We start from the raw sequence: 12,251 nt of genomic DNA on the forward strand, positions 1-12,251 counted from the left end.
CAGCCTTATAGCCGACCAATCTCTCGCGGCTGTACCCGATCCACTGTAGGAGCTGGCTTGCCAGCGAAGGCGGCCTTATAACCGACCAATCTCTCGCGGTTGTACCCGATCCACTGTAGGAGCTGGCTTGCCAGCGAAGGCGGTCTTATAGCCGACCAATCTCTCGCGGCAGTACCCGATCCACTGTAGGAGCTGGCTTGCCAGCGAAGGCGGTCTTATAGCCGACCTATGTTTGTTGACTGTGTACATATCCATTGCTGCGGTAACGGCCACTTAGGGTTTCGCCCTTACGGCGACTCACTTTTTTTTCAAACGCCAAAAAAAAGTAAGCAAAAAAAGGCTCGCCCCAGCGTCCGGCCCCTCGCTAAGGCTCGGGGTTCCTTCGCTCCGGTATCCATCCGGGGGCATCGCCCTCCGGTTGGCTTCGCTGGCACCTACATGCGATGTGTTCGACTGCGTCGAACGGCGCTGCGCGCCAATCCCCGGATGAACACCTCCACTCAGCCTCCCGAAGGGGCGGGTGGATCAAAAGCAAAAGCAAAAGCAAAAGCAAAAGCAAAAGCAAAAGCAAAAGCCAGAGCAAAAGCCAGAGCAAAAGCCAGAGCAGAAGCCATTACTCTTTAACGTGCATAAACTCTTCCGCCCAGCGAATGTATTCCTCCGGCTGCGTGTAGGTATGCGTCAGTTCGGTAGCGCTCAGGTCCGCTGCCTGGGTAAATATCTGGCGTTGTTCGCGCAGGCTGTCGTAAGTCGCCTTGATGGCGGCGAAGTAGGCGCCGTGGCCGTCGATGACGATGCGCACGCCGAGCTCGGCAAGGCGTTGGTCGTCACGCAGCAGTGGATTGCCGTAGGTCACCAGCATCAGCGGCACGCTCAGGTGCTCGGCAATCTGCTCCAGGTGGTCGAAATCCTTGACCCCCACCATGCAGATTCCGTCCGCGCCCGCGGCCTGGTATTGCCTGGTGCGGCTGATGATTTCCTGGACCGGCAGGATGCCTGCATGGGTGCGGGCGATGATTGCCATTTGCGAGTCGCACCGGGCTTCCAGTGCCGCGCGAATCTTGCCGACACCTTCGGCGACCGTGATCAGGTCGGTGGATTTGCGGCCAAATTGTGCCGGCAGCAGGGTGTCTTCGATGGTCAGGGCCGCCACGCCGGCGCGTTCCAACTCGACAATGGTGCGCATGACATTGAGCGCGTTGCCGTAGCCATGGTCGGCGTCGGCAATCACCGGCAATTGGGCGACGCGGCCGATGCGGGTGGCCTGTTCGGCGAATTCGCTGAGGGTGATCAAGGCAAAGTCAGGGGCGCCCAAAACCTGCAACGACGCGACCGACCCACCGAGGATCCCCACTTCAAACCCCAGGTCAGCAGCGATGCGCGCCGACATCGGGTCGAAGACCGAGGCGGTGTGATAGCAGGTGTTGGAGGCGAACAGTTGGCGAAAATTGCGGCGCAAATCTTGATGAGAAAGCCTGGACATATGAGTTCCACCAATGGAAATGGAAAGGCTTGAGCAAAAGTGTCAACGCCGAAGATGTGGAAGGCTATCACGTGGGCAGGTCTGAAATGATGACGAATTTGCAGGTTTTCCGGCCAAGGACATCAATCTTTCGGCGAGCCAAGGCTCATCCGCGACCTGCTGCTGTCGATCGGGCAGCGGCACCGCACGCACCGAGTCGCCGGGTTGCAGCTGCAGGCGTTTGGCGGTGAGGCGGTCGACCATCAGGCTGTTACCCCCCGTCAGTCGCGCCGGGGCGGCGGTGACGCGGCAGTTTTCCAGGCGGCGATTATGGATCAGCCAGACCGGTGCCTGTTCGTCCGGGGTGCCGATGGCCAATTGCAGGTGCTGGCTGTCGCGCACGGTGCGAATGCCCGAGACCGGGGCTTCGATCACCGGGCCCGCGTCGAAAATGTCGATGTAGCCCTGGTGGGAGAATCCCTCGGCAGTTAGGATCTTCAGGGCCGGCTCCGAATTGGGATGCGGCTTGCCGATCACCGCCCGGGCCCGTTCGGTGAGCAGGCAGGTGTAGAGCGGTTGACGTGGCATCAGCTCGGCGATGAACGATTTGTTGCCCAGCCCCGACAAATGATCGGCATGACTGAAATCCATCTTGAAAAAATGTCGGCCCACACTGTCCCAGAAGGGGGAGCAACCTGTTTCGTCGGCACTGCCGCGCAGCTCGGCGATCAGTTTCTCGCCGAACAGGTGCGGGAACTCCGCCACCAGCAACAGGCGTCCCAGCGACAGCAGCCGGCCGTTACTGCCCCAGCGTTGATCGGGGCGCAGGAACAATGAGCAGAGTTCCGATTGTCCGGTCATCTCGTTGTTGAGAAACAAGGTCGGGATATGGCGCGAAATACCCAGGTCGGGTGAAGCGTTGACGGTCAGCCCGACACGATAGTTATACCAGGGCTCGCGTAGGCCAATCGCCCCGGTCATGGCGCTGACCCCGACCACTTGCCGGTCGTCGTCTTCGAGCACAAACAGGTAGTCGGCGTCGGCGCGTTCGACCTGTTCGGCGAAGGTCCTTTGGGCCCAGCGCAAGCGATGGGTCAGGCGCTCTTCGTTGACCGGCAGGGTCGTCAAGCCGCGGCCCGCCAGGCGGCCTAGCGCGAGCAAGGCGGGCAGGTCGGTCACCTGGACCGGGCGGACAATCATGTTGCGCTGCCTTTTGCATGCCCGCTCGGGCATTGTCGACGGAGCTCCCGGTGCTTGATGCTCACAGGGCGATCAGCCGGATCGTGCTGCCTTCAGTCACCTGCAGGGCCTGGCACATGCTGGTGTCCAGCGTCACGGGTTGCCCGGCGCGGTAGTCGAGATCGGCGACGATGGCGCGGTAGTCCTCAAGCGAATCGTTGCTGAGCAGATAGCGACCACGGGCGTCGATGGATTCGCCGGTCTTGACCTGTGCGGTCTGGCTGTGCGCGATCGAGCGAATGTCGACCGTGCGTGCATACAGCGTCGGGCCACCATCGAACAGGTCGACATAGCTGTTGGTTTCGAACCCTTCGCGGGCAAGGATATCGAAAGCTTCCTGGCCATCGGGGTGGATGCGCCCGATGCAGTCTTGCGCGGCTTGGGGCAGCATCGGCACGTAGATCGGGTATTGCGGCATCAGGTGGGCGAGGAACGTCCGGCTTCCGAGGCCGCAAAGACGCTCGGCCTCGACGTAGGGCAGGTCGAAAAAATGCTTGCCCACCGCATCCCAGAAGGGGGAATGGCCGTCATCGCTACTGAAGCCGACGATTTCGCTGATCACGGCGTCGGCAAAGCGTTGTGCATGGGCGGCAATGAACAGCAGTCGCGCCCGCGACAACAGTTCGGCATGCGGCGTACGCACCAGCGCCGTATCGATATGGAAGCCGCGCAGCAAGGTGTGGCCGTTGAGGTCCTGGCACAGTGACAGGGCAGGCACCCCGTGCTCGATGTTCAGCTCGCGGGAGGCACTGGTGAAAGGGCGGTTGCGCAGGCTGTAGAAGGGTTCGCTGGAACCGGTCGTGGCGACGATTTCCGAGCAACCTGCCAGGCGCCGGTTCATCTGGTCTTCGAGGACGAAAAAGTAATTCTGCGGGCCGGGACGCTGGACGTTTTGTTGCAGTGACGAACAAGAGTCGAGAATCCTCTCGCGCAAGCGTCCGGTGTCATCGGGCAGGGACGTGACGCCCACCAGGCTTTCCTGGGCCAGTCGCTGTAACTGGGGCAAGTCGGTTGGTTTCACCGTGCGCAAGACCAGCATGGGGGCACTCCTGTATCAAAGGGCTCGGTGACCGGCCTTCGCATGAGGGCATCCCGGCTCCTGCTGGATGAGGTGTTCGTTAATCCGTTGAAAACAGTATTTATAGATGCCGCACTACATGTCTAGTTAATTTTCACGGGGCTTTTTCTCGGTTGAACCGGCGGGAAATGGCTGTCAGCAGCAGACGAAGGGGAGGTTGATGGGCTGTGTAGGGCGTCGCCATTAAAGAGCGTCCGAATCGTTGAAATGAGGCCCCCTGACGATCTTTCTTACGGCACAATTGAGCAATGACTGACGGCTTGGCGCCGGTTTTCCTTTCTATCCCATAGAGTGATTTTTTTCGTGCAGGCGACCCGTTTGACCTTGATCTGCCACGCTCGAACCCTGGCGCAGAAGCTGGCGCGCTTTCCCGTGGACGAGCCCCTGGAGATGGATTGGCAATCGGCGCGGGGCTCGCGAGGCGCTCGACTCAAGGAAACATCGCGCCTGTTGTGCGCTCCGGAGTTACGCACCCGACAGACCGCCGAGCTGTTCGGCAAGCCCGTGGAAATCGTCGAGGCCCTGCGCGATTGCGACTTCGGTGATTGGCGCGGTGTGCGAATCAGCGACCTGCAAAAAAACCACGGCGAATTACTTCAGGCCTGGCTTGCCGACCCGCGCTCGGCACCCCACGGCGGCGAGTCCGTGGCGCAAGTCGGCGAACGCGTCGCCGCCTGGATGAAAACCCTGGAAGCGCTGCCCGGCCATGTGCTTGCGGTGACCCATCCATTCGTCATGCGTGCCGCGTTGATGCACGTGCTGCAAGGTTCGGCCTTCAACCTGATCGATGTCGAGCCGCTGGCAACGCTAGACCTGCAGTTTCATGGTTGCTGGCGGCTGCGGCTGTCGTGCAACGATAACGAAGGAATGACCAGATGAAAAAACTCCTGGTCATCGGCATCGGCGCGGGCAACCCCGACCACATCACCCTGCAGGCCGTGAAGGCACTGAATCGGGTCGATGTGTTTTTCATCATGGACAAGGGGCTGGGCAAGGACAAGCTGATCGACCTGCGCCGCGAGCTCTGCGAGCGCCATATCACCGATCCGCATTACCGCTTTGTCGAGGCTCCAAGCCCGGAGCGCGAACGTGGCAACCTGGACTACAGGACCAGCGTCGATGCGTTGAACCTGGCCAAACAGCAAACTTTCGAAAGGCTGATCAACGAGGAACTGGCCGATGACCAGTGCGGTGGTTTTCTGGTGTGGGGCGACCCGGCGTTGTACGACAGCACCCTTCGCATCCTGCAGGCGATCCTGGATTCAGGCTCCTGTGCCTTCGAGTTCGAGGTGATCCCCGGCATTACCAGCGTCCAGGCGCTGGCCGCGGCGCACAAGGTGACGCTCAATCAAATTGGCCGCCCGGTTGAAATCACCACCGGCCGGCGCTTGGCGGCGGGGCAGGTGAGCGATGCCGACAGTCTGGTGGTGATGCTCGACGCCCAGGATGCCTACCAGCATGTGGCGGATCAGCAGACAGAAATTTACTGGGGCGCCTACCTCGGGACGCCGGACGAAATCCTCATCAGCGGCAAGCTTGGGGAAGTGGCGCAGAAGATCGAGCGGGTGCGCAAGGCGGCCCGGCAGGCCAATGGCTGGATCATGGACACCTATCTGTTGCGCAAGCCCTGAAGCACTTCTGCGGACAGGCGTTTGTCGGTTTGCCCAAACCGTTCCCGGTACACCGACGGCGGTACGCCGACCACGTTGCGAAACGCCACGCGAAAGCTTTCCACCGAACGATAACCACAGTGCTGGGCGATCTGCTCGGTGTGCTGGTCAGTGCTTTCCAGCAGTTCCCGGGCACGGCCCAGGCGTTCATGTTGCAACCAGGTCTTGGGCGACTGGCCGCTGGCTTCGGTGAAACGGCGCAGGAAGGTGCGCTCGCTCATGGCGGCTTCGCTGGCCAGGTCGCGAACCTCCAGCGGTTGGTGCAAACGCTCCCGTGCCCACTGCATCACGCGCGAAAGATCGCTGCGCGGCGTAGGGCTGACCGGCGTTGGAATGAACTGCGCCTGGCCCCCGGTGCGTTGCGGTGACATCACCAGGCGCCGCGCCACCGAGTTGGCGACCTGGGTACCGAAGTCCCGCGCCACCAGATGCAGGCAGGCGTCGATGCCGGCGGCGCTGCCGGCCGAGGTGATCAACTGCCCCGAATCGACGTAGAGCACGTCCGGGTCCACCAGGATGTTCGGGAAGCGTTCGGCCAGTTCCGCGGTGTAGCGCCAGTGAGTGGTGGCGCCATGACCGTCGAGCAAACCGGTGGCGGCCAGCACGAACACCCCCGAGCAGATCGACAGCAACCGCGCGCCCCGCGCATGGGCCTGGCGCAGGGCCGTCAACAACGCCTCGGGTACGGCTGCCTGACGATCGCGCCAGCCGGGAATGATCACGGTTCGGGCCTGTTCCAGCAATTCCAGGCCGCCATCGGCCAGTACCCGGATGCCGCCCATGGCGCGCATCGGGCCCTGATCGACGGCCGCGATCTGATGGCTGTACCAAGGGAAATCGAACTCTGGCCGCGCCAGGCCAAAGATCTCCACGGCGATGCCGAATTCGAAGATGCACAGGCCGTCGTAGGCCAGGATCGCGACCAGCCCTGGAGAAGAATGCATTTGGCGGAAAGTTCCCGGTGAGTGTCTTATGCGCCACTTTAGCCGCTGTGGGCGGGCAGATAAAGTCTGTTCACACCCAATCACATCCAGGAGCCCTGCCCATGACCAGCCTCGTGCGCGACATTCCCGCCGCCCCTTCAGCCATTGCCTTGATGCATTTCAGCAACCGCCTGACATTCGAAACCGACTGTTCCGACGTCTACGCCAGCCAACAGGCCGGTGAAGTCGATTTTGTCCTGGTGGATGTGCGGGGTCCGTTGGCGTTCGACCGGGGGCATGTACCTGGCGCGATCAACATTCCTGGGCGGTTGCTCACTGCCGATGGTTTGCGCACCTACCCGAAAACCAGCCTGTTCGTGGTCTATTGCGCCGGCCCCCACTGCAATGGCGCGAACAAGGCGGCGGTGAAGCTGGCGGCGCTGGGTTACCCGGTCAAGGAAATGATCGGCGGGGTGGCCGGCTGGCTGGATGAAGGGTTTGAGTTGAGTGCGGCGGGTGCTGCTATTGGCTGTGCGTGCTGAGGTTCCCTGCGTAGGAGCTGGCTCGTCGGGTCGCCGCATCGCAGCGATGGCGGCCTGAAAACCAACCAGTCGCTCGCGGATGTAGCCGATCTACTGTAGGAGCGAGGCTTGCCCGCGAAGAACGATAACGCGGTGCGTTAGATCGACCGCGGCGCCCGGTTCGCCGGCAAGCCTGGCTCCTACAAGTGAACGGTGTGCTGACCACTTTCTATAAATATTTGTCGCCTTGAAATAATTTGCCCTGTGAAAGCCGCTCTAGACTGCCGGCCACTTCGGTCCCCCAGCCACAAGCTATCGACCGAAAGCTGCCAATAAAAGTCTCCGCACACAGGAGTTATAAATGAACAAGCTAGTGATGTTCGGTGCCCTGGCACTGTCGATGTTGTCCCTGACCGCCGTGGCCGCGGATACCAAACCTATCCGCATCGGTATCGAAGCCGGTTACCCGCCGTTCTCGATGAAAACCCCTGACGGCAAACTCACCGGTTTCGACGTGGACATCGGCGACGCCCTTTGCGAGCAGATGAACGTCAAGTGCACCTGGGTCGAGCAAGAGTTCGACGGCCTGATTCCGGCACTGAAGGTCAAGAAAATCGACGCCATCCTGTCGTCCATGACCATCACCGACGATCGCAAGAAAAACGTCGATTTCACCATCAAGTACTACCACACCCCGGCGCGTTTCGTGATGAAGGAAGGTACCGCCATCAAGGACCCGCTGACCGAGCTCAAAGGCAAGAAAGTCGGTGTGCTGCGCGCCAGTACCCACGACCGCTTCGCCACGGAAGTGCTGGTGCCTGCCGGCATCGACCTGGTGCGTTATGGCTCGCAACAGGAAGCCAACCTGGACATGGTCTCCGGTCGCGTTGACGCGCTGCTGGCCGACTCGGTCAACCTGGATGACGGTTTCCTGAAGACCGACGCCGGCAAAGGTTTCGCTTTCGTCGGGCCTGAGTACAACGATCCGAAATACTTCGGCGGTGGCGCCGGGATTGCCGTGCGCAAGGGCGATACCGCCCTGGCCGAGCAGTTCAACAAAGCCATTACCGAGATCCGCGCCAACGGCAAGTACAAGCAAGTGCAGGACAAGTACTTCAAGTTTGACGTTTACGGCGAGTAAGCGAGTGGTTCAAAAAATGGCAGCCGTTGACGCGGCTGCCATTTTTTTATGCTCATGATTTATCCTGCCCAACACATTTCCCAACCGTGGGCGAATCGGAGTTCTGCCATGCAACGCATCGACCATCCACTGCCCTGGAGCCACCTGGGCACAGAGCGCACCCTCAGCGTGTTTCGTTATGGCGCAGGCCCGCGCAAGGTCTATATCCAGGCCAGCCTGCACGCCGATGAACTGCCAGGCATGCGCACGGCCTGGGAGCTCAAGCAGCGCCTGGCCGAACTGGAAAGCCAGGGACAACTGCAAGGCCTGATCGAACTGGTGCCGGTGGCCAACCCCATCGGTCTCGACCAGCACCTGCAAGGCAGCCACATGGGGCGCTTCGAACTGGGCAGCGGCAAGAACTTCAACCGCTCGTTCGTTGAACTGAGCGCACCAGTGGCGCAGCGGGTGGGTGATCGTCTGGGCCGCGATGCCGAGGCCAACATCGCCTTGATTCGCCAGGCCATGGGCCAGGTGCTCGACGATCTGCCGGCCCCGACGTCGCAACTGGAAGCGATGCACCGCCTGTTGCTGCGCCACGCCTGCGACGCCGACATCACCCTCGACCTGCATTGCGACTTCGACGCGGCGATTCACCTCTACGCATTGCCGCAACACTGGCCGCAGTGGCAATCGCTGGCAGCGCGCCTGAAAGCCGGGGTTGCCTTGCTGTGCGAAGATTCCGGCGGCAGTTCCTTCGACGAATCCTGCTCTTCGCCCTGGTTACGCCTGGCCAGGGCTTTCCCCGAAGCGGCCATTCCATCGGCCAACCTGGCGACCACGCTGGAACTTGGCAGCATGGGCGACACCCGGGTCGATCAGGCCCAGGCCAATTGCGAGGCGATCCTGGGCTTTCTCGCCGAGCAGGGTTTCATCAAGGGTACCTGGCCGGCGGCACCGGGCGAGTGCTGCGAGGGCATGCCGTTCGAAGGCACCCAATACCTGTTTGCGCCGCATCACGGGGTGGTGAGTTTCCTGCGCGACGCCGGTGAATGGGTGGAGCAGGGCGATGCACTGTTTGAAGTGGTCGACCCGTTGAACGACAAGGTCACCACCGTGCGAGCGGGCACCAGTGGCGTGTTGTTTGCGATCGATCGTGGTCGTTATACGCAACCGGGCACCTGGCAGGCGAAAGTGGCCGGGCGCGAGCCGATTCGGGTTGGGAAGTTGATTAACGATTGAGGAGGGGAGGTTCATTGCACTCCCCGTGATCGATGGATGCCCAGGGTGATGAGGTAGCGTTCTTCTGTGGGGTGCTTGACGTCCTTGAAACGGCCAACCACCAGCATCAGTTGGTACTTGTCACCTGCTCGCCAGTAGACTTTTTCGACGTTTTTTACACCTTGCAATTGGGCGCGCCATTGCGGGGTGTCGGCGAACGAGGGGAAGTCCTTGACCCGGATGGGTACCCAGCCAGCGTTGCGCCATTGCTCCTGCAGATCCAGCACGACCCTGAGGGTGTCGTCGAGCAGCAGGGGTTCGATTTGCGGGGACATATTGACACCGTTGATTGACTCGTCACGGTTGAACGTAACCGTGAAGTAGCGTGCCAGCGGAGTTATGAACCCATATTGAGGATCGATGAAGCGAAGGCGGGCATCCGACTTAGGCAAACGACCCCAAAAGTGGCCGGGAATGGCTGGATCAATGGCTGCACTGGAGCGACGGCGCATATCCTCCCAAGGCTCGCCGATCACCAGGGCGATTTCCGGCTCTTCCGAGAGTCTTGAATTGCGGCTAACGTCAGGAGGACCGCGACTGCCAGTGCCAACGCCCTCCGTCGCCAGCCTGTGTGTAGCAGCAGGCTCATCGCACGCCACCACCCAGGGCAATATCCCGAATCGACCGCTCAATCTGCTCACTCTGGTCGCTTTGCAGCAGATCATCAAACTGCTTCGCCGCCCTGAGCACGAAGGGCATGCGCTGATTGATATCGGCCAGGTTGGCATTGAGGCTGGTACTGAAACCAATGGTGCGTCCGTCGTCGACGCGCCGGCACTGACTGGCCAGGGTCAGCTCGACGGCTTCGGCGGCGCCAGTCGGGATACCGATGACGTAGGAAAAATGGTTACTGCGCAACAGCGCGTTGAGTCGCCAGTCGCTGTACATCGCCGGTTGTAGAATATTCCGCTGCTCGTGCCAAGCCAGATGCTCAACGCTTTCGGCGATGTTGCCCGCTTCAATCGCCTCAAAGGCCAGGAGAATTTCCTCATGGTCAATCCCGAACTCTAGCGTTTTCTCCCCGACCGGCCACAGCACTGGATGTTGGCCATGCCCGTAAATGTTGCTACGTGAACCCAGACAATCTTTCAGCGCCTCCAACCCCCGCTCCTGATAGAACACATGCAGCGGATACACATCCAGAAACAGCGTGGTATTGCCCATCGCCAGCATCTCGTACACGAACCGGTACATCCGTTGCGAGTACGACAAGGGAAGGTCGGCACCCCATTGGGTGAAGCCCCACACCGGGTTGTCACGGTTGGCCTCTTCGTACTCGCGCTGGCGTTGCTCGAACTCGCGAATTTTCGCGCGCTTTTCCCACTCACTGGGGCTGAGCAACCCCGCCAGCCCGTGCCTGCTGCTGTCCTTCAGTTGCTGCATGGCCTCCTCTTCCGCCTGGATTTTCTCGATCGTGTCGGCCGCGTGCAGCAGGCCACAACCCACCTGTTTCGAGGCAAAGGCCGCCAGCCCGGCCCACTGGAAACGTGGGTCATGGCGCCACAGTTGGGCGTAGGCGGCGTTGATCGCCTTGTTACGCGCCTTCGGGTCGGCAATCAGCTTGCCACCCGGTGCCACGACGTTTTCGACCCTTTGCTGGTAGCGGCGCCAGTGGTTTTCACAGACCGTCCCTGGCCGTTCGTTGCGCGTCGGTGAAGGTGCCCGCGCTGGAGTGAAACTGGCTTGTCGCGGCGCGACCGGCGCGGCCGCCTGTGGAGGGGCACTCCTCGCCGGCGGCGGCGCGGCATCCTGTCTGGACACATAGGTAGCGGTGGTAAAAGAGGGGAGGAGCCCGGCCTTGCAGGGGGCAGCTACTGCGGCTGTCCAGCGAGCCCGCCATCAGTTTACCGTGACTGTCCATGAACGAGATGCCGCCGAGGATTTCGTAGGTTTCGTCGTTTTTGCCGCAGGACACCGGATCCCCTACGCGAGCATGGGCGAAGCCAAACATCATGATGCGGGTATCGGTCTCCAGCACCTGGCCACCGCAAGTGGTCTTGTCACCCTTGCGAATGAAATATCCGTCTGCCATTGCTTGAACTCCCTGTCTGATGACGATCAAATTGCCCCTGCTCCCGATGGAACGCAGGAGTGGCAAAGTGCCGCGCACAGAGTTCTATACGAAGCAGTCAGGGGTAAATCAGACGTTTCCTTGTCTGGTGTAGGCCGATTCCGCAATCGCTCCAACGAAGGTGCTAGGCTCTGTCCCGAACCCTGCGCACGGTGAAGGAAGGTTTATGCTGAAGTTTCTCGCTCTGTTCACGCTGCTGGCATCCACCGCTGTCCACGCTCAAACTCCCCTGCAAACCGATTTGCCGCTCAAGTACCTGGAGCAGGCCAACGCCGATTCCCGCGAGCAGCCGCTGGTGATTTTTCTCCACGGCTACGGCAGTAACGAGCAGGATCTGTTCGGCATCAAGGATGAGTTGCCCCGCGAGTACAACTACCTGTCGGTGCGGGCGCCGATGGTGATGCAAGAGGGGAGTTACCAGTGGTTTCGCAAGAAAGGCGAGGGTGCCTACAACGGCGAGACCGATGATCTGAAGGCCAGCGGCCAGTTGTTGCTGGATTTTGTCGCACAGGCGGCGAAGAAATATCACACGCAACCGGAGAAAGTGTTCCTGGTGGGTTTCAGCCAGGGCGCGATCATGTCCTACGAAGTCGCCCTGCGTCATCCCGAGGCGGTGGGCGGGATTGCCGCGTTGAGCGGGAGGATTCTGCCGGTGCTCCGGTCCGAGCTCAAGCCGGATGAAAAACGCCAGTCACTGGCGATTTTCATCGGCCATGGCACGGCGGACCAGCGACTTCCGTTGAGCGATGGCACCGAGGCCAACAGCCTGCTGCAAAGCGTGTCGCTGGAACCCGAGTTCCACGCCTACCAGGGTGTCGGCCACAGCATCAGTGCCGAAGAACTGCAGGACTTGAGCGCCTGGCTGCAACGCCGCAACCCCTGAGGC

At 61.0% G+C, this 12,251-nt stretch carries 13 protein-coding genes and 1 pseudogene; 7 read left to right on the plus strand and 7 right to left on the minus strand.

Annotation, left to right across the window (positions count from 1 at the left end):
• The first annotated feature begins 486 nt into the window (after positions 1-486).
• A complete protein-coding gene (locus tag HFK74_RS27115; RefSeq protein ID WP_180206175.1) occupies positions 487-624 on the plus strand; it encodes a hypothetical protein in 138 nt (45 codons plus the stop codon).
• Here HFK74_RS27115 and HFK74_RS27120 read toward each other — a convergent pair.
• The 3 genes from HFK74_RS27120 to HFK74_RS27130 all read right to left on the minus strand — a co-directional run bounded on the left by HFK74_RS27120 (position 614) and on the right by HFK74_RS27130 (position 3,740).
• A complete protein-coding gene (locus tag HFK74_RS27120) occupies positions 614-1,483 on the minus strand; it encodes an oxaloacetate decarboxylase (RefSeq protein ID WP_180206176.1) in 870 nt (289 codons plus the stop codon). The two genes, HFK74_RS27115 and HFK74_RS27120, sit on opposite strands and share 11 nt — an antisense overlap.
• Before the next feature lie 42 nt (positions 1,484-1,525).
• Positions 1,526-2,662, minus strand: coding sequence for an arginine N-succinyltransferase (gene astA, locus HFK74_RS27125; RefSeq protein WP_180206177.1), 1,137 nt, complete (start codon positions 2,660-2,662; stop codon positions 1,526-1,528).
• Between the two features lie 61 nt (positions 2,663-2,723).
• The gene (locus HFK74_RS27130; RefSeq protein WP_180206178.1) at positions 2,724-3,740 is read right to left on the minus strand and encodes an arginine N-succinyltransferase; all 1,017 of its coding nucleotides are present in this window, start codon (positions 3,738-3,740) and stop codon (positions 2,724-2,726) included.
• 342 nt (positions 3,741-4,082) lie between these two features.
• Between HFK74_RS27130 and HFK74_RS27135 the strand changes: the two genes are divergently transcribed.
• Positions 4,083-4,658 (plus strand): histidine phosphatase family protein, encoded by a 576-nt coding sequence (locus tag HFK74_RS27135; protein ID WP_180206179.1) that lies wholly within the window; start codon positions 4,083-4,085, stop codon positions 4,656-4,658.
• Complete coding sequence (gene cobF / locus HFK74_RS27140) at positions 4,655-5,410, plus strand: precorrin-6A synthase (deacetylating) (protein WP_180206180.1); 756 nt, start codon at positions 4,655-4,657, stop codon at positions 5,408-5,410. Before HFK74_RS27135 ends, cobF begins: the two co-directional genes overlap by 4 nt.
• On the opposite strand, the gene ftrA is transcribed toward cobF, so the two are convergent.
• On the minus strand, positions 5,389-6,393 hold the full coding sequence (ftrA, locus tag HFK74_RS27145) for a transcriptional regulator FtrA (protein WP_180206181.1): 1,005 nt from the start codon (positions 6,391-6,393) through the stop codon (positions 5,389-5,391). The genes cobF and ftrA overlap by 22 nt on opposite strands.
• A 101-nt stretch (positions 6,394-6,494) precedes the next feature.
• Between ftrA and HFK74_RS27150 the strand changes: the two genes are divergently transcribed.
• The 3 genes from HFK74_RS27150 to HFK74_RS27160 all read left to right on the plus strand — a co-directional run bounded on the left by HFK74_RS27150 (position 6,495) and on the right by HFK74_RS27160 (position 9,255).
• On the plus strand, positions 6,495-6,914 hold the full coding sequence (locus HFK74_RS27150) for a rhodanese-like domain-containing protein (protein WP_180206182.1): 420 nt from the start codon (positions 6,495-6,497) through the stop codon (positions 6,912-6,914).
• Positions 6,915-7,254: 340 nt separating this feature from the next.
• The gene (locus HFK74_RS27155) at positions 7,255-8,034 is read left to right on the plus strand and encodes an ABC transporter substrate-binding protein (RefSeq protein ID WP_180206183.1); all 780 of its coding nucleotides are present in this window, start codon (positions 7,255-7,257) and stop codon (positions 8,032-8,034) included.
• 108 nt (positions 8,035-8,142) lie between these two features.
• Positions 8,143-9,255: a succinylglutamate desuccinylase/aspartoacylase family protein gene (locus tag HFK74_RS27160; protein ID WP_180206184.1), complete on the plus strand. Its 1,113-nt coding sequence runs from the start codon at positions 8,143-8,145 to the stop codon at positions 9,253-9,255.
• A gap of 11 nt (positions 9,256-9,266) precedes the next feature.
• Here the strand turns inward: HFK74_RS27160 and HFK74_RS27165 are convergent.
• The 3 genes and pseudogenes from HFK74_RS27165 to HFK74_RS33315 all read right to left on the minus strand — a co-directional run bounded on the left by HFK74_RS27165 (position 9,267) and on the right by HFK74_RS33315 (position 11,326).
• Positions 9,267-9,883: pseudogene (locus HFK74_RS27165) on the minus strand (hypothetical protein).
• Positions 9,880-10,872 (minus strand): hypothetical protein, encoded by a 993-nt coding sequence (locus HFK74_RS27170; protein WP_368738181.1) that lies wholly within the window; start codon positions 10,870-10,872, stop codon positions 9,880-9,882. The pseudogene HFK74_RS27165 and the gene HFK74_RS27170 overlap by 4 nt, the downstream one beginning before the upstream one ends.
• Positions 10,873-10,912: 40 nt before the next feature.
• Complete coding sequence (locus tag HFK74_RS33315) at positions 10,913-11,326, minus strand: PAAR domain-containing protein (protein WP_257230435.1); 414 nt, start codon at positions 11,324-11,326, stop codon at positions 10,913-10,915.
• Between the two features lie 205 nt (positions 11,327-11,531).
• On the opposite strand from HFK74_RS33315, the gene HFK74_RS27175 reads away from it, so the two are divergent.
• Positions 11,532-12,248, plus strand: a complete 717-nt coding sequence (locus HFK74_RS27175; RefSeq protein ID WP_180206185.1) for an alpha/beta hydrolase — start codon at positions 11,532-11,534, stop codon at positions 12,246-12,248.
• The last annotated feature ends 3 nt before the right edge of the window (positions 12,249-12,251 follow it).

The organism is Pseudomonas sp. SbOxS1 (assembly GCF_013416725.1).
Lineage (GTDB): Bacteria > Pseudomonadota > Gammaproteobacteria > Pseudomonadales > Pseudomonadaceae > Aquipseudomonas.

Coding starts and splice junctions, on each gene's coding strand:
- HFK74_RS27115 (WP_180206175.1), top strand. CDS start 487: ATGAACACCTCCACTCAGCCTCCCGAAGGGGCGGGTGGATCAAAAGCA.
- HFK74_RS27120 (WP_180206176.1), bottom strand. CDS start 1,483: ATGTCCAGGCTTTCTCATCAAGATTTGCGCCGCAATTTTCGCCAACTG.
- astA (WP_180206177.1), bottom strand. CDS start 2,662: ATGATTGTCCGCCCGGTCCAGGTGACCGACCTGCCCGCCTTGCTCGCG.
- HFK74_RS27130 (WP_180206178.1), bottom strand. CDS start 3,740: ATGCTGGTCTTGCGCACGGTGAAACCAACCGACTTGCCCCAGTTACAG.
- cobF (WP_180206180.1), top strand. CDS start 4,655: ATGAAAAAACTCCTGGTCATCGGCATCGGCGCGGGCAACCCCGACCAC.
- ftrA (WP_180206181.1), bottom strand. CDS start 6,393: ATGCATTCTTCTCCAGGGCTGGTCGCGATCCTGGCCTACGACGGCCTG.
- HFK74_RS27150 (WP_180206182.1), top strand. CDS start 6,495: ATGACCAGCCTCGTGCGCGACATTCCCGCCGCCCCTTCAGCCATTGCC.
- HFK74_RS27155 (WP_180206183.1), top strand. CDS start 7,255: ATGAACAAGCTAGTGATGTTCGGTGCCCTGGCACTGTCGATGTTGTCC.
- HFK74_RS27160 (WP_180206184.1), top strand. CDS start 8,143: ATGCAACGCATCGACCATCCACTGCCCTGGAGCCACCTGGGCACAGAG.
- HFK74_RS33315 (WP_257230435.1), bottom strand. CDS start 11,326: ATGGCAGACGGATATTTCATTCGCAAGGGTGACAAGACCACTTGCGGT.
- HFK74_RS27175 (WP_180206185.1), top strand. CDS start 11,532: ATGCTGAAGTTTCTCGCTCTGTTCACGCTGCTGGCATCCACCGCTGTC.